The organism is Aurantiacibacter xanthus, from assembly GCF_003584015.1.
In the GTDB taxonomy this organism is placed as follows: Bacteria; Pseudomonadota; Alphaproteobacteria; order Sphingomonadales; family Sphingomonadaceae; genus Alteraurantiacibacter; species Alteraurantiacibacter xanthus.
Map to the genome: position 1 here is coordinate 16,199 of NZ_QXFM01000146.1, position 21,410 is coordinate 37,608.

The 21,410-nt window shown below is 61.7% G+C and carries 21 protein-coding genes; 5 read left to right on the top strand and 16 right to left on the bottom strand.

Annotated elements, in window-relative coordinates; genetic code table 11:
* Positions 1 to 17 precede the first annotated feature (17 nt).
* Entirely contained in the window at positions 18 to 635 is a 618-nt protein-coding gene (locus D2V17_RS20720) for a cation efflux transmembrane domain-containing protein (RefSeq protein WP_010240550.1), read from the top strand.
* A gap of 96 nt (positions 636 to 731) precedes the next feature.
* A complete protein-coding gene (locus D2V17_RS20725; RefSeq protein ID WP_119595035.1) occupies positions 732 to 2,684 on the top strand; it encodes a cytochrome c/FTR1 family iron permease in 1,953 nt (650 codons plus the stop codon).
* A 17-nt stretch (positions 2,685 to 2,701) separates the two neighbouring features.
* On the opposite strand, the gene D2V17_RS20730 is transcribed toward D2V17_RS20725, so the two are convergent.
* From D2V17_RS20730 to D2V17_RS20800, 16 genes are all read right to left on the bottom strand, one after another.
* Positions 2,702 to 3,193 (bottom strand): hypothetical protein, encoded by a 492-nt coding sequence (locus D2V17_RS20730; RefSeq protein ID WP_224801916.1) that lies wholly within the window; start codon positions 3,191 to 3,193, stop codon positions 2,702 to 2,704.
* A gap of 29 nt (positions 3,194 to 3,222) precedes the next feature.
* The gene (locus D2V17_RS20735) at positions 3,223 to 5,562 is read right to left on the bottom strand and encodes a heavy metal translocating P-type ATPase (protein ID WP_119595036.1); all 2,340 of its coding nucleotides are present in this window, start codon (positions 5,560 to 5,562) and stop codon (positions 3,223 to 3,225) included.
* Between the two features lie 13 nt (positions 5,563 to 5,575).
* Positions 5,576 to 7,117 (bottom strand): multicopper oxidase family protein, encoded by a 1,542-nt coding sequence (locus D2V17_RS20740; RefSeq protein WP_119595037.1) that lies wholly within the window; start codon positions 7,115 to 7,117, stop codon positions 5,576 to 5,578.
* 58 nt (positions 7,118 to 7,175) lie between these two features.
* The gene (locus D2V17_RS20745) at positions 7,176 to 7,562 is read right to left on the bottom strand and encodes a copper-binding protein (RefSeq protein ID WP_225082053.1); all 387 of its coding nucleotides are present in this window, start codon (positions 7,560 to 7,562) and stop codon (positions 7,176 to 7,178) included.
* The gene (locus D2V17_RS20750; protein ID WP_119595038.1) at positions 7,541 to 10,708 is read right to left on the bottom strand and encodes an efflux RND transporter permease subunit; all 3,168 of its coding nucleotides are present in this window, start codon (positions 10,706 to 10,708) and stop codon (positions 7,541 to 7,543) included. The genes D2V17_RS20745 and D2V17_RS20750 overlap by 22 nt, the downstream gene beginning before the upstream one ends.
* Positions 10,705 to 12,201, bottom strand: coding sequence for an efflux RND transporter periplasmic adaptor subunit (locus tag D2V17_RS20755; RefSeq protein ID WP_119595039.1), 1,497 nt, complete (start codon positions 12,199 to 12,201; stop codon positions 10,705 to 10,707). The genes D2V17_RS20750 and D2V17_RS20755 overlap by 4 nt, the downstream gene beginning before the upstream one ends.
* An 8-nt stretch (positions 12,202 to 12,209) precedes the next feature.
* Positions 12,210 to 13,376, bottom strand: coding sequence for a TolC family protein (locus D2V17_RS20760; protein ID WP_245978848.1), 1,167 nt, complete (start codon positions 13,374 to 13,376; stop codon positions 12,210 to 12,212).
* A 184-nt stretch (positions 13,377 to 13,560) separates the two neighbouring features.
* Complete coding sequence (locus D2V17_RS21095; protein ID WP_144400834.1) at positions 13,561 to 13,917, bottom strand: hypothetical protein; 357 nt, start codon at positions 13,915 to 13,917, stop codon at positions 13,561 to 13,563.
* 119 nt (positions 13,918 to 14,036) lie between these two features.
* A complete protein-coding gene (locus D2V17_RS20765) occupies positions 14,037 to 14,741 on the bottom strand; it encodes an NAD(P)-dependent oxidoreductase (protein ID WP_039388617.1) in 705 nt (234 codons plus the stop codon).
* A gap of 108 nt (positions 14,742 to 14,849) precedes the next feature.
* Complete coding sequence (locus D2V17_RS20770; protein ID WP_009823998.1) at positions 14,850 to 15,338, bottom strand: DUF6692 family protein; 489 nt, start codon at positions 15,336 to 15,338, stop codon at positions 14,850 to 14,852.
* Positions 15,335 to 15,799, bottom strand: coding sequence for a DUF305 domain-containing protein (locus tag D2V17_RS20775; protein WP_008603933.1), 465 nt, complete (start codon positions 15,797 to 15,799; stop codon positions 15,335 to 15,337). The genes D2V17_RS20770 and D2V17_RS20775 overlap by 4 nt, the downstream gene beginning before the upstream one ends.
* Positions 15,800 to 15,869: 70 nt before the next feature.
* Positions 15,870 to 16,286 carry a potassium channel family protein gene (locus tag D2V17_RS20780; RefSeq protein WP_008603934.1) on the bottom strand — a complete coding sequence of 139 codons (417 nt, stop codon included), beginning with the start codon at positions 16,284 to 16,286 and terminating at the stop codon, positions 15,870 to 15,872.
* Positions 16,283 to 17,014, bottom strand: coding sequence for a glutaredoxin family protein (locus D2V17_RS20785; protein ID WP_051051475.1), 732 nt, complete (start codon positions 17,012 to 17,014; stop codon positions 16,283 to 16,285). Before D2V17_RS20785 ends, D2V17_RS20780 begins: the two co-directional genes overlap by 4 nt.
* 130 nt (positions 17,015 to 17,144) lie before the next feature.
* Positions 17,145 to 18,497, bottom strand: coding sequence for an APC family permease (locus D2V17_RS20790; RefSeq protein WP_009823996.1), 1,353 nt, complete (start codon positions 18,495 to 18,497; stop codon positions 17,145 to 17,147).
* Positions 18,498 to 18,783: 286 nt separating this feature from the next.
* Positions 18,784 to 19,248, bottom strand: coding sequence for a DUF411 domain-containing protein (locus D2V17_RS20795; RefSeq protein ID WP_008603937.1), 465 nt, complete (start codon positions 19,246 to 19,248; stop codon positions 18,784 to 18,786).
* Entirely contained in the window at positions 19,245 to 19,949 is a 705-nt protein-coding gene (locus D2V17_RS20800; RefSeq protein WP_119595040.1) for a class I SAM-dependent methyltransferase, read from the bottom strand. The genes D2V17_RS20795 and D2V17_RS20800 overlap by 4 nt, the downstream gene beginning before the upstream one ends.
* Before the next feature lie 133 nt (positions 19,950 to 20,082).
* Between D2V17_RS20800 and D2V17_RS20805 the strand changes: the two genes are divergently transcribed.
* Genes D2V17_RS20805 through D2V17_RS20815 form a run of 3 tightly spaced genes read left to right on the top strand, consistent with a single transcriptional unit; the run spans position 20,083 to position 21,384 of the window.
* Positions 20,083 to 20,379, top strand: a complete 297-nt coding sequence (locus tag D2V17_RS20805) for a hypothetical protein (RefSeq protein WP_010240156.1) — start codon at positions 20,083 to 20,085, stop codon at positions 20,377 to 20,379.
* A 3-nt stretch (positions 20,380 to 20,382) separates the two neighbouring features.
* Positions 20,383 to 20,817, top strand: coding sequence for a Spy/CpxP family protein refolding chaperone (locus tag D2V17_RS20810; protein WP_008603940.1), 435 nt, complete (start codon positions 20,383 to 20,385; stop codon positions 20,815 to 20,817).
* Between the two features lie 6 nt (positions 20,818 to 20,823).
* Positions 20,824 to 21,384, top strand: coding sequence for an RNA polymerase sigma factor (locus tag D2V17_RS20815; RefSeq protein WP_119595041.1), 561 nt, complete (start codon positions 20,824 to 20,826; stop codon positions 21,382 to 21,384).
* Positions 21,385 to 21,410: the final 26 nt, after the last annotated feature.

Consider the following 21,410-nt stretch of genomic DNA (forward strand, 5'->3'; position numbering starts at 1 on the left):
CGCAAGGAGTCGAGTAAATGGGAAAGACCTGCTGCGGCCCCGATGAGGCCGGTGCAAACAACAACGATCCGACATGGCGGCGCATTCTGTGGATCGCACTGGGCCTTAATGCAATCATGTTCGGCGTGGAGATCGTGGCAGGCATTGCTGCGGATTCGCGCGCCTTGCAGGCCGACGCGCTCGACTTTCTCGGTGATGCGGCAAACTATGCTATCAGTCTCGGTGTAGCGGGGATGGCGCTCGTCTGGCGCGCGCGTGCGGCTCTCGTAAAGGCGGCGACCATGCTGGCTTTCGGCCTGTGGGTGCTCGGCTCGGCCATCTGGGGTTTCTTTGTCGGGGCGTCGCCCGACCCGGGAACGATGGGCGCCATCGGTTCTCTTGCTCTGGCGGTAAATCTCGCCGTCGCCGCGATGCTGTTCCGGTATCGCTCGGGCGATGCGAACATGCGCTCGGTGTGGATCTGTTCGCGCAACGACGCGATCGGTAATATCGCCGTGCTGGCGGCAGCGATTGGCGTTTTCGGCACCGGCCGTGCGTGGCCCGATCTGGTTGTGGCGAGCATCATGGCAGGACTGGCGGTGTGGGGAAGTGCCGAAGTCTCCAAACAGGCCCGTGGCGAACTGCGCTCTACCTAAACTCCAGAATATCCCCGCGATCGGGGGTTGGAGGAAATACATTTCCGTCTACACCCTGCTATTGCGAATTAATTGCAACAGATATAGAGACCCCTCATGCATCGCATCGTCTCCGCCACCGTCCATCCGGCACTGCGGCTCATTCTGCTGGCGCTTGCGCTGTGTCTGTCCGTCACCGCGAACGCGGAAGAACCCGACGTGCGAACCACCTGGCGTCTGCTCGATTATATCGCGGTCGACTACGCCTCCGCCGTTTCCGAGGGACGTGTTGCCGACGAATTCGAATATCGCGAAATGGTGGAGTTTTCCGATGTCGTGGCGCGGCAGATCGCTGCATTGCCGGATACTAAAGACAATCAAGCACTCATCCGCCGATCGGACCAGCTGCGAGCTCTGATCGCCAATAAGGAACCCGCCGAGCGAGTTGGGCGCTTAGCGCGCGCGCTGGCAGCCTCGTTGCTGACAGCCTACCCGGTTCCGCTTGCCCCTTCGCAAGCGCCCGACCTTGACCGCGCCCGCACTCTCTTCGCGCAGAACTGCGCCTCGTGTCACGGCGCCGCCGGAAGTGCGCCACCGGCCGCAATGCAGGCACTTGATCCCCCGCCGATCGACTTCACCGATATCGACCGGGCGCGGCAGCGCAGTGCGTTCGGGCTTTACCAGGTCATCACGCAAGGGCTGGAAGGAACGTCCATGGCCAGCTTCGCATCGCTGTCCGACGAGGATCGCTGGGCGCTTGCATTCCATGCCGGCAGCATTGCTTTTGAAGATGTGGCCAAGGGCGAGCGTATTTGGCGGGAAGATGATGGCATACGCCAGCTTGTCCCCGATCTCGAGACGCTCGCCGCGCTCACACCGGAAAGTCTGGCCGAGCAGATCGGCGAGGACCGTGCGCTCGCCGTCATGGCCTATCTTCGCGCCAATCCCGATGCGGTGGGACAGGCAAATGACGCAGGTTCGCTCGCCTTCGTTCGCGATACGCTCGATCGCAGCCTGTCAGCTTATCGGGCTGGCAACCGAGAGGAAGCGCGGCAGCTTGCCCTGTCTGCCTATCTCGACGGGTTTGAACCCCTGGAGGCCCTCCTGGCAACGCGCGATGGCGGTTTGATGCGGGAGGTAGAACAGGCGCTCGGGCAATTCCGGGCCGGAATAGAGTCCGGTGCGAATCCATCCGAACTACAGCAACTAAGGGCTCGCATCGATAGTCTGCTGGCCAGAGCCGAGGGAGCGTTGGCTCCTGAGGCGGCCAGCGAAATCTCGACCTTTCTCGGGGCGTTCACCATCCTGCTGCGCGAGGGGATCGAAGCACTTCTGGTTGTGATCGCCATGATCGCCTTTGTGAAAAAGTCGCAGCGCTCCGAGGTATTGCCCTATATCCATGGTGGGTGGATCGCTGCTCTTTTCGCAGGTGTCGCCACCTGGGTCGTAGCAACCTACTTCGTCAGCATCAGCGGGGCGAGCCGCGAGATGACCGAAGGGATCGGCGCGCTGCTTGCGGCTGTCATTCTCGTATCGGTCGGGATCTGGATGCACGGCAAATCCCAGGCCGAGGAGTGGCGGCGCTATATCCAGGAAAAAATGGGCAAGGCGCTTTCGCGCGGATCGGCATGGTTTCTCTTCGGTCTCGCATTCGTGGTCGTCTACCGGGAAGCGTTCGAGACCATCCTGTTCTACGCTGCCCTGTGGAACCCGCAGAGCAGCGGCATCATACTGGCAGGTGCCTTGTCCGCAGTAGCGCTGCTGGCGCTCATTGCATGGGCCATGCTGCGCTACAGCCGCAAACTGCCGATCACCCAGTTCTTCCGCTACAGTGCTATCCTGATTGCGATCCTTGCGGTCATTCTCGCGGGCAAGGGCGTGGGCGCTTTCCAGGAGGCCGGAGTTCTTTCCGCCACTTTCATTGCCGGCTTGCCGCGCCTCGCCGAACTCGGCTTCTTCCCGACTGTCGAGACGATCGGCGCGCAATTGCTCACGCTGCTGGCCCTGATTGCCGGATTTCGGGTAAGTCGATCACCATCGGGACCGCAGCCGGCAGCTGTCGAGGGATAGGAGATCCCGGTTTGCGATCAGCGGGGTCCGGTGCCGAGACGGCGCGCGAGCCACAAGGTGGCCGTGGGAACCGCGACCCACATCACGATCGGTACCAGGCCGATTTTGGTCCCGGGCACAAGCGGCATGATTGCACTATAGGACCACCCCCAGTCGGCACCGACAGCCAGCACTTCGACCATGGCAGTAATGGCCAGGCCGATTCCCAGGAACACGACAAAACGCGAGATCGGCCAGTCTACGAGCCACGGCGTTTTACCACTGCCGACAGAGGCGCCGAGATAAGCGGCCACCATGATCCCGGCATCGCCGAACGAGGCCAGGCCGCAGCGACGTGCTGCCTCGGCAGGCGACAGACCTCCCGACTGGTAGAAAGGAAGCTGGAGCATCTCCCAGGCGAAAGCGATGAGAATTCCGAATATCGCGATCCAGAGGGCTGGATGAGCACCGCGCCATTCGCGCGATTCCTCAGAGATTTGGTCCTGATCCTGCATCGTCTGATTCGTCACTCCTGCGATCTCCGTCCCGTCCCCATCGCTCAGGTATCGAATTTGGGAAGAGCGAGGCCGCGCAGGCGCAGGGCGTTGCCGATCACCGATACCGAAGACAGGCTCATCGCTGCGGCCGCGATCATCGGGTTCAAAAGCAACCCGGTCCATGGATAGAGGACACCTGCTGCGACCGGTATGCCGAGCGCATTATACGCAAAGGCAAAGAACAGGTTCTGCCTGATGTTGCGCATAGTGGCCCGAGACAGGACGAGCGCCTGAACAACGCCGACGAGGTCGCCGCGCACCAATGTCACGCCCGCGCTTTCGATCGCGACATCGGTACCCGTTCCCATCGCGATGCCGACATGCGAAGCGGCAAGCGCGGGTGCGTCGTTTATGCCGTCGCCGGCCATAGCGACCCGGCGACCCTCGCTCTTCAACTGCTCGATCTTGCGATGTTTGTCCTCGGGCGAGACGTTCGCTTCGACTTCGTCGATACCGACCTGGCTTGCTACCGCACGCGCGGTGGCTTCGCTGTCGCCGGTAAGCATCACGATCTTGATGCCGCGCTCATGCAACGCGGCAATAGCGGTGCGGCTGGTTGCCTTGATCGGATCGGCGACCGCGATAAGGCCTGCCGGTGCCCCGTCCACGGCCACGAACATCACCGTCTGTCCGAGGCTTCGGCCTTCGTCCGCCGTTGACCGCCAGCCTTCTTCGAGCGCCCCTATACGCTCCATCATCTTTTCATTCCCGATCGCGACCAGGCGCTTGTCGACATTTGCCTGGATACCTTCGCCGGTCACGGATTCGATATCGGAAGCGTCGAGAATGGCAGCGCCCCTGTTTTGAGCCCCTTCCACGATCGCGTGGGCGAGCGGATGCTCGCTTCCTCTCTCAACGGCAGCGACAAGGCTCAGCAATTCCTGCTCGTCGAAATTTGGCTGCGGTTTTACGTCGACAAGATCAGGCTTGCCCCGGGTCAGCGTTCCGGTCTTGTCGACGACCAGCGTATCGATCTTTTCCAGCGTTTCGAGCGCTTCGGCGTTCTTGATCAGGATCCCGTGCTGCGCGCCCTTGCCGGTACCGGTCATGATCGACATCGGCGTCGCCAGTCCGAGCGCGCAGGGACACGCGATGATCAGAACGGCGACCGCGTTGACGAGCGCGTAGGCAAGGGCCGGTGCCGGTCCCCAGATGGCCCAGACGACAAAACTCACGATAGCGACAAGGACGACGATGGGTACGAACCATCCGGTGACCTGGTCGGCGAGCCGCTGGATCGGTGCCCGGCTGCGCTGGGCCTCCGCGACCATCTGCACGATCTTCGAGAGCATGGTGTCCGCGCCGACCTGCGTCGCGCGCATGGTGAAGCTGCCGGTCTGGTTTACGGTGCCCCCGATCACGGGATCGCCCGCGCTTTTCTTGACGGGAATGGGTTCGCCACTGATCATGGATTCGTCGATGGCACTGCTTCCATCCTCGAGCGTGCCATCGACGGGGACCTTGTCGCCCGGACGCACGCGCAGCAGGTCCCCCGACGTCAATTCATCGAGCGGTACTTCGCGCTCGTCCCCGCGACCGAAGATCTTCATCGCGGTCGGGGGTGCGAGTTCGAGAAGCGCTCGCAAGGCGCTCGATGTCGATCCGCGCGCCTTGAGCTCGAGCACCTGCCCGAGCAGCACGAGGGTCGTGATAACCGCTGCGGCCTCGTAATAGACGCCGACCCGGCCCGCATGATCGCGGAATGCCTCGGGAAAGATGTCCGGGGCGAGGGTTGCCACAAGGCTGAACAGATAGGCGATGGCGACGCCGAAGCCGATCAGGGTGAACATGTTGAGGTTCATGGTCCGGACCGATTGCAGCGCGCGGGTGAAGAAGGGCCAGCCGCCCCAAAGCACCACCGGAGTTGCCAGCAGGAGCTGCAGCCACTGCGCGATAGCGGGTTCGATGACCTGATCGAACGGTCGCGACGGGATCATGTCGCCCATCGCATAGGCGAAGAGCGGCAGCGTGAAGAGCGCGCTCCACCAGAACCTTCGCCGCATGTCGACGAGTTCGGGATCGGGGCCCTCGTTCAGAGTGACCGTTTCGGGTTCGAGGGCCATCCCGCATATCGGGCAAGAGCCCGGCCCCGGCTGCCGGATCTCCGGATGCATCGGACAGGTGTATATGGTACCTTCCGGGACATCCTCGACAGCATCGAGGTGCGCCTTCGAAAGATACATCTCCGGATCCGCGCGGAACTTGTCGAGGCAGCGCGAGGAGCAGAAGTAATGGTCGCCACCCTCGTGTCGATCGACGAAGCGGGCGCCGTCCATCTTCACGCTCATTCCGCAAACGGGGTCGGTCGCCATACCCTCGATTGCATTGTGCCCATCGCTCATCTGTCGTTCTCCCCTAATTGGCCATCACCACGAACTGCCCCATCATGCCTGCGTCCTCGTGCTCGAGGATATGGCAGTGATACATGTAGGGAGTGTCGGGATCGGTATTTTCTTCGAACCGCAACAGCAGCCTGACCTGTTCACGCGGGTTGACGATTACGGTGTCCTTGAAGCCCGCCTCTTCCGCCCGCGGAGGCCGACCGTCCCGGTCGAGCAAGCGGAACTGCACGTTATGAATATGAAAGGGATGGGCCATCATCGATGCGTTGGCGATTTCCCATATTTCCCACTGACCCACCGGTACGCGCTGATTGATGACGTCCATGTCCATGGTTTCGCCGTTGATCGACATGCCCCGGCCCATCATGCCCATATCGAGCACGAAACGGCGGCTGCGATCGGCGAGTGAGGGGTCTGGCGCAGCAAGCGCGGCCAGAGTGGGCGGGAGCATTACTGGAGTTGACGCGCCTGAGGGGCGCATATCGAGGATCGAAAACGTGCGCCCCTGCCTCTCGCGATCGGCCCGGTTTCCCATCATTCCGCCGCCCATCATACCCCCGCCTTGCCCGCCCATCATGCCCATGGCGTTAGCAGGGCTGCTGGCAATCAGCCGGAGCGGGCGCCCTTCGGAAAGATCGACGATCACTTGTGCGCGTTCGCCTGGGGCAAGGGTAAGACTGCGAACCTCGCTTGGCGCGGCAAGCAGGCCGCCATCGCTTGCGATGAGTTGCATCGGACGATCACCTTCGAGCGAGAAGGTGTAGAACCGCGCATTCGATCCATTGAGAAGCCGCAGGCGCAGCGGACCGGCGGCGGCCTCGAAAACGGCATTGGCCGTTCCGTTCACATAGATGCGCTCACCCATCACCCCCATCATCCGCGAGTGCATATCGAGCGGGTAAACAAGGCGGCCCGCGCCGTCGATCACGCGATCCTGCACGACGAGCGGTATGTCATCTACACCGTACCGGCTCGGCAGATCGAGGCGATCCTCTTCCTCGTCGCGCACGTAGATCGGGGCAGCAAGTCCGGCATAGACCTGTGGTCCGGCCCGGCGATGCAGATGCGAATGATACCAGTATAACGAAGCGCGCTGGCGTATTTCGAAGGACGGGCTCCAGCGCTCACCGGGCCGTATGAGCTGGTGCGGCCCGCCATCCGCTGTGGCGGGAAGTTCGAAACCATGCCAGTGGACGGTCGCATCTTCGGCAAGCTTGTTGTCGATGTGAAAGCGAACCTGTTCGCCGCGGCGCATTTCGAGGGTCGGGCCGAGATAGGATGCGTCGATACCGATCGTCGGTGACGCCGTGCCGGGCACGAATTCTTTCTCGCCCGGTGTCAGGGACAGGCGAAAGACACGCTCGCCCCGTTCGATCGTTCCTGCCTGTAGCCGAGGTATGGCAAGAGGATTGCTTTCGCCTCCCTGATCGAGCGACATCCTGCTTTGCGTACCGCAACCCAGCAGCGGCAGCGCGGCGAAACCCGTCGCCGCGAGGCCGGCGCTCTTGATGAAGTCGCGGCGATCCTTAAAATCGGGCCTGTCGATACCTGGCATATTCACCTGTTTTTGCGTGGGAGGCACCGGCGCAACCGAGCGCCTCCCACCCACCGTCCTATCGCGGCGTTACCGAGGTAACGACGCTGCCTTCGGTTCCAGTACGAAATTCAAAGGCTATTCCCTCACCGACACTGACCTGTTCGAGGATTTGCGCGTCGGCTTCGAAGGTCATGGTCATCGCGGGCCATCCGATACTTTCGACCGGACCATGCTCGATGGTCACCGTGCCCGCCTCGGAATCGATGGCTGTAACCGTTCCCTCCGCGCTGGCGCTCTGCTCGCCGCCGGTCTCCTCCGCCATCGGCATTTCGCCTGACATGGGCATGCTGTCCGAGTTCGCCATGTCGTCTGACATCATGGTCTCTGAGCTGTCGTCTGCAGCGTCGCAGGCTGCAAGCGCCAGCGGTGCCGCGAGCAGGATCATGTAGGTTGGGGTACGCACTCTTCTTCTCCTTGAGGGTTGGCCGGTTTTTCCGGACGGGGGCGCCGCAACAACAGATAGGCGGCGGGAAGCAGGAACATGGACAGGAGCGGGGCGGTGATCATGCCGCCAACCATCGGTGCGGCGATGCGGCTCATGACTTCCGAGCCCGCGCCGGTGCCGATCAGGATCGGAAAGAGACCCGCAAGGATGACTGCGACGGTCATCGCCTTGGGCCGCACGCGCAGGAGCGCGCCTTCCCGGATGGCCTCGTCTACTTCTTCGGCGCTCAGATCACCGCGTCGCCGCTCCAGTGCGGCTTTCAGGTAAATCAGCATCACTACGCCGAATTCGGCGGAGACGCCGGCAAGCGCGATGAAACCGACCGCAGTCGCCACCGACTGGTTGTAGCCCATCAGATAGAGCAACCAGTATCCGCCCGTCAGCGCGAAGGGCAGCGTGCCCATGATCAGCAAGGCTTCGTCCCAGCGCCGGAAAATGAGATAGAGCAGCAGGAAAATGATCGCAAGCGTCGCGGGAACCACGACCTTCAGTCGCTCATAGGCGCGCGTCAGATATTCGAACTGGCCCGCATAGGACAGGCTGACGCCGGCAGGAAGATCGACACCCGCGGCGACGACCTCCTGCAGATCGGCGACCACCGAAGTAAGATCGCGGCCCCGGACGTCGACGTAGATGTAGCTGGTCAGTCGGCCCTGTTCGCTCTTGAGCATGGGCGGACCGTCGCTGACGGCGATACGGGCGACAGTGCCAAGCGTGATCTGTTGGCCGGACGGCGTCAGAACCGGCAAGGCCCTGAGTTCCTCGACGCTGTCCCTGATTTCGCGGGGATAGCGCACATTGATCGGATAGCGCGCCAGCCCCTCGACGGTCCGTGCGACATTGGCACCGCCAACTGCACCAGAGACGATCTGCTGGATGTCGGCAATGTTGAGCCCGTATCGCGCGGCCGCCATCCGGTCGATATCGACATCGACATAGCGACCGCCCGACAGGCGCTCCGCCAGGGCGGAACTCACGCCAGGCACGGTCTTGGCGATACGCTCCACATCGAGTGCAACGCGTGCGAGTTGATCGAGATCGTCGCCTGAAACCTTGACCCCGATCGGGCTCTTGATCCCGGTCGCGAGCATGTCGATCCGGTTGCGGATCGGCGGCACCCAGACATTGGCGAGGCCCGGCACCTGAACGACCCGGTCAAGTTCCTCGACCAGCAGATCGGGCGTCATTCCCTCGCGCCACTCCTCGCGCGGCTTGAAGCGGATCGTCGTTTCGAACATCGTCAGGGGAGCCGGATCCGTCGCTGTATCGGCGCGCCCCGCCTTGCCGAACACCGTTTCCACCTCGGGGACCGACTTGATCAGGCGATCGGTGCGCTGCAGCAGCGCCGAAGCCTCGCCGGGGGAAAGGCCGGGCAGCGCGCTCGGCATATAAAGCAAATCGCCTTCATCGAGCGGCGGGAGGAACTCGCCGCCAAGCCGGGTGAAGGGGATCGCGGTGGTCAGGAAGATCAGCGCCGCGATCACCAGCGTTGCCTTTGGGCGCCGCATGACCCAGTCGAGCCCCGGACGATAGATTTTCGTCAGCCAGCGGTTGAGAAAATTGGAATCCTCCGAAGGGATCTTCCCACGGATCAGCCATCCCATCATTACCGGCACCAGCGTTACCGACAGAATGGCCGCGGCCGCCATGGCATAGGTCTTGGTGAAAGCGAGCGGAGCGAACAACCGCCCTTCCTGCGCCTGCAGGGTGAAGACCGGTAGGAACGACAGCGTAATGATCAGCAGACTGAAGAACAACGCCGGTCCCACTTCCTTCGATGCATCGGCGATGATCCGCCAGCGTTCCTTCACCGCGAGCACGGTATCGGGATTCTCGTGTTCCCATCGCTCGAGATGCTTGTGCGCGTTCTCAATCATGACGACGGCGGCATCGACCATCGCACCGACCGCGATGGCTATTCCACCCAGCGACATGATGTTGGCATTGACGCCCTGGATGCGCATCACGATGAAGGCCGCGAGCACGCCCAAAGGCAGGGTGATGATGGCGACAAGTGCCGAACGCGCGTGCCAGAGGAACAGCGCGCATACGAGCGCCACGACGATAAACTCTTCGATGAGCTTCGTGGTGAGGTTCTCTATAGACGCATCGATGAGCTGAGAGCGATCGTAGGTCGTGACGATCTCGACGCCTTCGGGAAGGCTTGCCTGCAAGTCGTCGAGTTTGAGTTCCACGGCTTGGATCGCGCTTCGCGCATCCGCGCCCTGGCGCAGGACGATGATGCCGCCGGCAACCTCGCCTTCGCCATTGAGCTCGGCGATGCCTCGGCGCAGTTCGGGGCCGACCTGGATCGTCGCTACGTCGCCCAGCGTGACCGGAACGCCGCCGCTCACCGCGCGCAGCGGGATCGCCCTGAAATCGTCGAGGTCGCCGAGATAACCCGAGGCACGGACCATATATTCGGCTTCGCCCATCTCGACGATCGAGCCGCCCGCTTCCTGGTTGGCGGACTGGATTGCGCTCACGATCTCGGCGTGGGTCACGTCCAGCGATGCCATCCGGTAAGGCTCGAGCACGACCTGGTATTGCTTGACCATTCCGCCGACGCTCGCGACCTCGGCAATGCCGGGGATCGTCTTGAGCTCATAGCGCAGGAACCAGTCCTGCAGGCTGCGCAGTCCGGCAAGGTCGTGTCCGCCGCTGCGATCGATCAGCGCATATTCGTAGATCCACCCTACCCCGGTGGCATCGGGGCCGAGCGTGCTCGTCACGCCATCGGGCAGGCGGACCTGCACCTGGTTGAGATATTCGAGCACACGCGATCGCGCCCAGTAGAGGTCGGTACCGTCCTCGAAGATGATATAGACATAGCTGTCGCCGAACATCGAGTAGCCGCGGACGGTTTTCGCCCCCGGCACCGAAAGCATGGTCGTTGCCAGGGGGTAGGTGACTTGGTCCTCGACGATCCGGGGGGCCTGCCCCGGATAGTTTGACCGGACCACAACCTGCACATCGGACAGATCGGGCAACGCGTCGACCGGCGTCGTGCGCACCGCCCAGAAACCGGCCAGCGTTACCGCGACGGCGGCGAGAACGATAAACAGGCGGTTGGCGATCGAGGCATCAATTATCCGAGCAATCATTGTCCGGCCCTCGTGATAGACTCGATCCGGGGGCCGGCATCCTGCTGGGTGAAGGTGAAGCGCACCCTGTCGCCCGTCTCGAGCCCGCGCATTTGCGCCGCGCTCTTCGTGCGGAAGGTCATGGTCATCGCGGGCCAATCGAGCCGGGGCACAGGACCATGCCGCAGCGTCACCGAACCATTGGCGATCGACTGGATCGTGCCGGTGGCACCGAAGGTCGCTGGTTCGTCCTCGCCGCCGGTGGAAGCGTCATCTGCCTGATCGACCGGACGGACGTCGAGTCCGGTAAGGCTTGCTTCGGAATCGAGCAGGAACTGACCCGATGTCACGACCTGTTCGCCGGCCGACAGACCGGCCAGAACCTCGGTCCTGCCACCCGCTTCGCGGCCGATCCGGACCTCGGCGGGCATGAAACCGCCCTCGTCCTGCTTCACCATCACGATGGTTCGACGTCCGGTCCTGATAACGGCTTCGGACGGCACCAGCAGCGCGCGGCGTGTGTCCGGGGTCAGCGAGACCTGTGCGAACATGCCCGGCTTGAGGCGACCGGATGCATTGGACAGTTGCGCACGAACGGTGATCGTACGGCTTGCATCCTCCGCGCTCGGCAGGATAGCGACAATGGGTCCGGAGAAGCGTTCCTCGGGGAATGCGGTCAGCGTCGCGCTGACAGGTTGCCCGACGCGTACATTCGCCGCCTGCGTTTCAGGCACCGCGGCTTCGAGCCAGATCGGTGAGAAACCGGTTATCTCGGCGAGCGTCTGTCCGGCCATGACTGTCATTCCCGGACGCACGCCGAGCGATGTGATGGCACCTCCAATCGGCGCGGTAACGGTGATCGTGGACTGCGGACGTCCATTGCGCCCTACCGATGAGATCAGGCCTGGAGGCATGCCCAAAAGGCGCATGCGTTCGCGCATGGCCTGCGCAAGTTCTTCATCACCGCTGTTCAGGACGGCCAGATACTCCTGCTGCGCTCCGCCCCATTCGGGAACCAGGATATCCGCGAGCGGCGCGCCCCGTCCAACGACATCGTCGGGCGCGCGGCCGTAGGTTCTTTGTACATAGCCTCCGGCACGTGGCTGGACGATCGCGACGTCGCGTTCGTTGTAGGCCAGAACGCCTGTGACGGTTATTTCCGGCTCGAGGACGCCGTACTCGGCTTCAGTGGTGCGGATGCCGAAATTCTGCACCAGGCCGGGATCTATCCTGACGCCTGCAGTGGCCTCCTCGCCCGCGCACTTGGGCACCAGCTGCATATCCATGAAGGGCGAATTGCCCGGCTCGTCGAAGTGCTGCCCCGGCACCATCGGGTCGTACCAGTAAAGGACCTCCTCGCATTCGGTCGCACTGCCGCCCGCGTCGCTTGCAACACCCTGGCCTTCGCCGAGCTGCGAGAGACCATAGCCGGCGGCAAGACTGATGAGCGCGACCGTGCCTGCCATCATCCAAGATTTCTGGCGCGGCGACAGCCTGTCCCACGCGGCTCCCATTGCGGCTCTCATCGGCCATACTCCCCATAGGTCAGTCGCAGGTTCGCGGCGGCTTCGACGGTCGCTTCCTCGCGTTGCAGAATGTCCACCCGCAGCACGGCGAGCGTTTTGATGGCGTCGATGACGTCGAGCAGTTCCGCGCGGCCCGCGGCAAAGCTCGCGCGCTCGAGGTCCACGCGGCTTTCGGCAAGGGGAAGCAATTCGTCGGTCGCGCGCTGCCATTGTCGATAAGCGCTGCGCCATGCCGCGAGATCGGTTTCGAACCGGGCTTCGAGTTCACGCAGCCGATCGGCTCTGGCCGACTGTGCCGCAGCCGCTTCGGCTTCGGCGGCGGCTATACGCGGGTTTTGGCGCCGGTCCGCGAAAATCGGGAGCGTGATCGAACCCATCACCGAGATTGCATCGCCAAAATCGGGATCGCGCCGTCCATAGCTCACATTGACGCCGAAATCCGGACGCCTTTCCGATCGCGCAAGATCGCTTCTCGCTTCCGCTTGGCGGACCTGCGCAAGCGCCACGACAAGCTCCGGATTGCTTTGGAGCATGGCCCGCAAACCTTCGGGATCGAGATCGGCCGAAGGGATGGTTCCGGTCGCGGTAGCGTTCGGCAGAGCCGTATAGCGCGACAGCATGGCCTGAGCGGCCTCTCGGTCGGCTTCGATCCTGGTCCGCATGTCTGCGACTTCGAGCACGGCACGGCGTACTTCCAGACTTTCGGCGGGCCTGGCCGAACCGGCGGCGACAGAACTGCGCGCGAGTGGTACGAGCCCCTCGATTTCAGCGAGTGCATCGTCGGCGACGGTCAGAGCCCGTTGGGCATAAGCCAACGAGATCCATGCCATTCCTGCTCCGAGGCGCACCCTGTAACGGGTTTGACGCAACTGTGCTGCGGCAAGATCGATGTCGGCGTCCGCTATTCCAAACCGGGCCCGACGTTTCGCGAGATTGGGGATCTCCTGTTCGATGCCGACTTGGATCTGCGTTGGGAGCTGGCGATTCAGCTCGAATGCAGCCGGCCCGCTTAGCGGCAGGTTCTGGATGCCCGCGCGTAGGCGCGGGTCTGGCAGTTCATCGGCAGCGTCGGCGATCTCGCGCCGGGCGTCCAGTCGCAGCTCGCTTGTTCGAACCTGCGGCTGGTCGCTCGTTGCTGCTCGTAAAGCTTCCTCATAGCCCACCGACTGGGCATTACTCGCCGGCGCAAGGGCCAGCAGGACCGGAAGCGCGGTCCAGCTTATTCGTTTCATGATCGTTCATCCGCAAAAGGAGCGCGTCAGGCACGCGTTCCGGATCACCGGCCCGCGTCGAGCGCAGGCCGTTCATCCAGAGGCAGGAGCGCGCAGGCTTAAGCCTGCACGCGGGTCATGCCGGAAATTGCGGAGGTGGCGGTTCTGGCCCCAGCCTTGGGGCGGCGAGCGAATTGGAGATCAAACCGCTGAATTGAGCAGCCTGCGCCGGTAAGTCTTCGGAAAGGGTCGCATCAGCGCCGGGAGCGAGCGGCGCAATGCACCCGAGCGCCACCAGACAATCCAGCCGAAGGTTCTTGCAAGGTGCGCTGCCGTCATCTTCCGTGGAAGTCGCGCCCGCCATCGTTTCCATCTCTGCGCAGGCCGGATCGCCTGCGTCGACGACCTGAGGAAGAGCAGAAGCATGCGCGGCCGACTGGACGAATAGCCCGCAGGCGATCAATAACAGTCCTAGGGTACGCAAGGCTCGCATCACACTCACCTAGAGCTTTGCCGCTTTTAAGACAAGTCATGCAGCCTGCGGAGAGTCTCAAAATTATCGTGACCCCTCCCGATTGTCGCCGTACGTGTCTCGAACATGCCGCCTCCTCCTCAGTCGATTCCCAGTTCGGCTTTCAGCGCTGTCATGCTTTCGAAGCGGTCTTCTTCTGGGCGGGCTATTGCGGGCTTGGCGTTGACCCAGGTGTTCTCGCAGACGAATTCGAGCATCGCTGCCGCAAGATCCGCGTGCCGGCAGCGAAAGCAACCTTCGGCAAGGCGCTCGTCGGAAATGACGGCTTCACCGGTATAGGGTTCGTCCAGGAGCCAGCCCGGTCGCGCAGCCGTCCATTCCAGGCCTTTCGCGCGCTCCAGAAGATCTTCCATTGCGCGCATCTGTGCGAGAATTTTGTGCAAGGCTGGTCTTGCTGTGAGCTCGAACCATGCAGGAACGCTGGGCTGCGCCTCTACGAACGCTGCCGATATCACGACGATCCGGGAAATGCCGGTTGCCGACATCGCTTCCACCAGCCTGCGGGTTCCCTCCGTGTAAAGCGGAGGCGGATCGATCGCCGTCGATGGACTAAACCCTATACCGAGTGCGGAAATAACAGCACGGCAACCTTCGAGCTCGCTGCTGAAGTCGTCATTGAGTACATCGCATTGGAAGTACTCGACGTTATCGACCCGGTCCGATGGTTCGGGCAAGGTGTGCTCGAACGCTCGAACCGCGATGCCCTTGCGAACCGCATGGCGCAGTATTTCCGTACCGGTCTTTCCTCCGGCACCGAAGACCGCAATGGGTGCTGCATCGGTCACAGGCTCAGCTGCCACTGTCGTACCTCATTATGAATCTGGCCGCGCGTGCCGGGCCCGTCGTGATCATGGAGCGGGCGCCGACGCACGCTGGCGCCCGCTCGCTCGTGTTCACGCCTCGCTGTTGCCGCAGGTCGTGTACCCCCAGAACCCGAACTCGTCCTTCATCCGAGGTCCGGCGACGATGAGTTCCTGCATCTGCAGGCCCGCGTCTCCTTCGTCATCGAGAAGGCGCGTGCGGATACGAAGCTCACCATTCGCATACTCACCCGAGGCGCTTGCTGTGACAGGGATCAGCTTGCCGTTGATCTTGATCGCGCCGCCACCGCTGTTGTCGTAGACGAACGACGGAAACGCGACCTCAGTCAGGCGAAACTGACACGTGTTCTCGGCTCCCAGCGTGGCGAGGTCCGCGTCGCTCATGGTCTCGGGCAGCATGAGGCCGGGGCTGAGGTTGGCAAGAGCGCTCGCAGCACTCTCTATCGGCGCCGCAGTTGCCGGGGGATCGAGCTGTGCTTCGCGATCATTGCCGACCGCGGTATTGGTGTTGCAGGCCGCCAGAGGGAGGGCTGCAAGCGTCAGGATTGCGATCTTGTTCATTGCTGCATCTCCTCGGGCAGGCGTTCTTCGGTGCGCGGACCGTTTTCCTCGATGTCCTGGATGAGATATTTCATCTCGGCGATCTCGCGCCGCTGCGCGACGATGATGGCCTGCGCGAGTTCGCGAACCCGCGGATCCTTCAGGCTCGCCCTCTCGCTAGTCATGATCGCGATCGAGTGGTGCGGGATCATCGCGGCCATGTATTCGGTATCGTCCACCGTGGTCTGGCTGCGTACGAGCCATAGCGCGAGCGCGAAGACGACGGCTCCGACACCCAAGATGATGAAGTTCTTGGTCCGGTCCTTGTACATGCCCCACATGAAGAGAAGCATGACCACCATCATCATCGCGCCCATGACGAACATCATCCAGAAGCGCGTCTCGCTCCAGAAAACGTCGTCCATGTCGAAGCTGTTGGCATACATCAGGAAGAACATGATCACGGTCGAGGTCGATACCATTGCCATGAACCGCCAGTAGTTGCCGCCCCCTCCACCTTTTTCGTGTGCATCGTGCCTAGCTTCAGCCATATCAATTCTCCTTTTCGCTCATGGTTTGATAGACATATTGGGCGGTGCAACTGATCATCAGGAACCCGGTAAGGGCGGCGATGCCGGAAATGGCGCGCATGTGCCCGGCGGGCAGAATATCGCCGAGACCGACCGTCGAGATCGTGATCAGCGCGAAGTAGTAATAATCCATCCAGCTGTTGATGACGTCCTTCTCGAGCCCGCCAAGGCCCCAGACGGAAGCGAGATACATTCCGCCCGCGAATATGCCGGCGATGACCAGATGGCTGAGAAGAACGAGGCTGGAGCCTGCAAGCAGCCGGAAATGGCGTGGGTCCTTGCCTGGCGGAGAAACGGCTTTCGCCCCGCGCAGCATCAACATGTGGAAGTAGAGAGAGATCGCGAACAGCGCGAAACCGAGAAGCAGTGCCCAAATCATAGCGAGACCCAACCCAGGGCCTTGGCACCCATCCAAAGACCCATACCGATCATGAACAGGTTCTCGGTCAACGATACGAAGCCGAGCGGCACGTTGCTGCCTCCGCCGACGCAAGCGCATTTCAACTCGCGCTTGTCGATGTAGACCGCCTTGAACACGCTGACCGCGCCGACCGTCCCTATGAACAGCGATACCGGAACCGAGACGATCGGAAGCGCGTGCGCGACCATTAATATTCCAGCCAAACCCTCACCGAACGGATATAGAAATCCATATCGTACCCAGCGTCGCGCCAGCAGATCGTAGTTGAGGAACATGGTCGAGAAGCTGCGCACGTCCTGCAACTTCTGGATCGCGAGCAAGGCCATCGATAGGCTGACAAACCATTCGACCGCTTCCACCGTGAAAATCGTGTCGAAAACGTACCAGCTAATTGCCAGACCCAGGAGGAAAGCGACGCCGAAAATGGCAATGACGGGCTGGTAGCTGGTCTCGTCATCACCGGCTTGCGTTCTTTTCTTGCCGACATGCTCACGGACATCGTCGTAACCTCCGATGCGCTTCCCGCCGATGAAGGTTTGGGGGGTGGTTTCTACCCCATGCTGCTCTTTGAACGCATCGGTCTCCTCGCGCGTTTTCAAATGGTGGTCGTCCACCTCGAAACCTTCGCGTTTGAGCAAATCGACCGTTTTCAATCCATACGGACAAACGTGGTCCGGCATGACCATTCGGTAAACGGTGGCAGTTTTAGTCGTCACGATATGCTCCGTCTTGAATTTCTTTTGATCCGCGAACTTGGCGCCTCGATCCTCGTCGGCTTTTGGTCGCTGCCTTTGCGCTCGTGTTCTACTAACGGGGTCACCGCCTCTCTTCCGCCGGTCTTTCTGAAGCGGAGTCCATCGCTTGCGAACGCCTGGACAAATAGAACCATTCGGCGATGAAAACGGCGGCAATGCCTGCGACCGCATAGGCGACGACCGCAGGGTCGGTTTTGAGCTTGGCGAAGGCAAAAGCTGTCAGGACTACGCTGTCCGCCACGAGTGCCGACCATAGCACCCAGGCACGCGCACCGATCTCTTCCCGCAAACCGCGCAGCACGCCCCAATGCACAAGCATGTCCATTACGAGATAGAAAAATGCTCCGAGCGAAGCGATCCGCGACAGATCGAACAGGACCGCGAGCGTGCCGGCAATCACTACGGTATAGACCAGCATGTGACTGCGGATCGGTCCGCTCATGCCGAAATGGCTATGCGGGATCATCTTCATCTCGGTCAGCATCGTCAGCATTCGCGAAACGGCGAAAACACTGGCGATGACACCCGAGGTCGTGGCTGCGATCGCGATTGCGACTGTGAAATAGAAGCCAAGCTCTCCGAGCGCGGGGCGCGCAGCTGCCGCAAGAGAGTAATCGCGCGCCTCGGCTATTTCTGAAGTGCTGAGGCTGGCGCCGACCGCCACCGCGACGAGAAGGTAGACGACCACGCATACTGCGATCGAAATGATAATGGTTCTGCCGACATTCCGATGCGGATCGATGATTTCGCCGCCGCTGTTGGTGATGGTGGTGAAACCCTTGAAAGCGAGGATCGAGAAAGCGACCGAAGCGAGCAACGCGTCGAGGCCCGAAAGCGCGACCGGCTCTGCGAAGGCACCGCCTGAAAATCCGGTGGCCCAGATCGCCGCAATTGCGAACAGGGCGATGCCGCCGATCTTGATTGCCGACATAATGAGCGAAAACCCGCTGACCGATTTGTTGCCGGCAGCATTCACGAAATAGGCGAAAACGATGAGGGCCAGTGCCGCGACGGAGACCAGAATGCCGCTGCTTTCGAGCCCAAAGGGCCGCAAGGCATAGGTCGCGAAGGTCCGAGCGACCAGGCTTTCGTTGATGACCATCGACAGCGCCATCAGGAGCGATGCCGATGCTGCAACGACGCCCGGTCCGTAAGCCTTCTGAAGGATCATCGCGATGCCGCCAGAGGAGGGCCAGCGGTTCGACATCTTGATGTAGCTGTAGGCGGCAAGCGAGGTAACCAGCGCGCCGACTATGAAAGAAAGCGGAAATAACGGTCCAGCCAGTTCGGCAATCTGGCCGGTCAGTGCGAAGATACCTGCGCCAATCATGACGCCGGTCCCCATCGCGACACCGCCCAGCAACGTTATCGAGCCCGCATTCTCGCTATGTTGATCGTCGCCATCTGTCTGCAAGTCTTTCCCCTGTCTATGTCATCCCGTCCGAGAAGCATCACGACAAGCAGTACGTTGGGCAGAGGTTCACCCCTTAAAAAGATCCAGCATTTCTGACCGAGCTTTTGACTATCGCATTTCTCCTATTTCGTGCGTGCTGCAATCATACAAATTGGAAGGGTCCGGGACTGTGGGGGCAGCCAGCCCGGACCCGGCGAGAAGTTCGACAGGCTTCTGTGTCGCTTCCCGCAATTAGTCCTCATCGCCTGCAACCTTTCATGCCGACGCATGGAGTGGCTTCACCCCCTTACGGAAAGGACGCGAAGACGCTCTGTCCGGTTGGGCCAAAGGCGATGACGTCGTAAGGCTGGATCCGGTTTCCGGCCTCCATGCCGGGCGATCCCAGAGGCATTCCCGGAACCGCGAGGCCGGCAACGCCGGCGGGCCGTTCGCGCAAAAGCTTGGCGACGGCTTCTGCAGGCACGTGACCTTCGATGATGTATCCATCGACCTCCATCGTATGGCATGACCATAACTCTTGGGGTACGCCCCGCGCGGTCTTGATCGCCGCCATGTCGTTGCTGTCGACCGATGCCACCTTCGTGTTCATCCCGTCTTCGACATGGCCTGCCCAGTTGAGACAGCACCCACATCCTGGATCGCGGAACATCGTATAGGTCGCTGCCTGAGCCACGTTCGAACAGGCTGCCAGCACGAGCAAGGCCGCGCCGCTAATCGATCGCCGGAGCAGCGAAGGCTTTTTCAAATTCATTGTGCAATTCCTTTCTTGTATCCGCGCCATAGCGAGATCGTCCCGGTTGCCGTCGGGAACCGTTGGAGCAGGCATGGCTCGGTGAAGATTTCGGCGAACAGTTTTTCGACTCCGCCGTCGGCGCTGGGCTGCGTGTCGCTTATGCCGTCAAGAGACTGGACGGTCGCCCGGAAGAGGCTCCGCATGAGTGGGCTATCCTGCTTCATATAATCGGAGATCAACACGGTTCCGCCTGGCACGAGCAAGCTTTCGATGGTTTCCAGGATTGTCTGCTTCTTGCGCAAGGGGACCTGGTGCAGGACGAGGCTGCTGACGATCTTGTTCGGCTGCCACCCTGCGGGTAGCTTGAGGCTTTCGAGAAAGCCATTGTGCCATTTCACGAGATCGGCTCCCGCGCCAAACTTGCGCCGCGCAAGCGCGAGCGCATCCGGGTCGGGTTCGACACCGATCAGACCCGCTTCCGGACAATCCGTCATCAAGGCCTTGAGAAGAGTGCCGGTTCCGCTGCCAACATCGATCACCCGGTCGCCGGGGACAAGGTGCAGCTCTTCGACAATCCTTTGGCGCCAGAGATGTTCGCGGGTGAACAGACCGATCGCCCGGTCGTAAAGCGGCGTCAGAAAGCTCTTGCCAAGAAGAGGCGTAAATTCGCCGTGATCTTCAGGTGCGGTGATATTGCTCACGAGTTGGTTTCCATTCATCCCGGGTTCGACCCGATTCTGACAGACCCGTCTCGATTACGTATGGTGGTGGACATTCCCTCAAAAAAAGAAGTTTAAGGGATTGTGCAGGCGAGCGCGTATAGGACACGTGCAACCCACAGGAGTTTTTCGGATGCGTGACAATCACTCTCTTGATGCGGTGCTCGGAACCCTTTCCGCCACCACCACCAGCGAGGTCCCCGCCGACTTCATGGATGGCGTTTGGCAGCGCGCCGGACAGCTTGGCGAAATCGCCGACCGACGCCGCAGGACGGCTCTGTTCGTCGGTCTGTTCGTCGTCGGGCTTGGAGCTGGCGCCGGAACGAGCGGTTGGCCCGGCGGCTATGGCACGTCTTCCGCGTCATTTGGCGAGAGTCTTATCCTCGGCGAACAGCTGTCCCCATCGGCGCTCCTCCATGTGGAGCAATAAGGTTTGAAGACGACGCATATCGTTCTCGCGGTGCTTCTCGCAGCACTTGCAGGATGCCTCGGCGCGATTGCCGCGGATCGCTGGGCCAATCACGAGGCTGGCTCCGGCCTCCACGATTTCGTGCACGACGAGCTCACCCTGACGGCCGACCAGGAGCAGCGTCTCGATGCGCTCGAGGCCCGTTTCGCGGTCGAAAGGGCACGGCTCGAAGGATCGGCGCGCGCAGCCAATGCCCGGCTCGCCCAGGCGATGGAAAACGAGCACGAGTACGGTCCCGAGGTCTCGGCCGCGATCGACGAGGTGCATGCGCGCATGGGCGATCTGCAGAAGGCAACGGTGCGCCATGTCTTCGATATGCGTGAAATTCTCGAACCCGAGCAGCAACGCCAGTTCGACCGCAAGGTCTCCGACGCCCTGACCCGCGACCCACGCGACTGAAGCGCCATGTCGGGGGCGGGCGACAATCCGAATGAGGCCCTTGTCTCGCAGGTGAGGGCCGGTAACAAGCGGGCTTTCAGCAAGCTCGTCGAGCATGAAACCGGTCGGCTTCTCGCGCTCGCGACACGCATGCTTTCCTCTCCTTCTCAGGCGGAGGACGTTGTTCAGGACAGCCTCGCTTCGGTGTGGCTGACGCGCCATCGGCTCGATCCGGACAAGCCGATCGGACCCTATCTGACAACCGTCGTCCTCAACCGCTGCCGGGACCGTTTGCGCAGGCGCAAGGTCGCGGGCTTTTTCGGACTGTCGGGTGATGACGAACTCCATTCCATCGCCGACGATTTGCCGGGTCCTGAAGCGTTGGCCGTTTCCAGGGAAGAGCTCAATCTCGTTCAGGCCGAGATCGCGCGAATGCCTGTAAGGCTGCGCGAAGCGCTTGTGCTCGTGACCATCGAGGGGCGTAGCCAGGCCGAGGCGGCCGATCTTCTCGGAACGACCGAAAAGGCGATCGAAACCCGCGTATACCGCGCGCGCAACAGACTAAAGGAGCGCTTCGAAAAACTTTGAGGGGTTGGATGGGCGCGCGCGTAAGT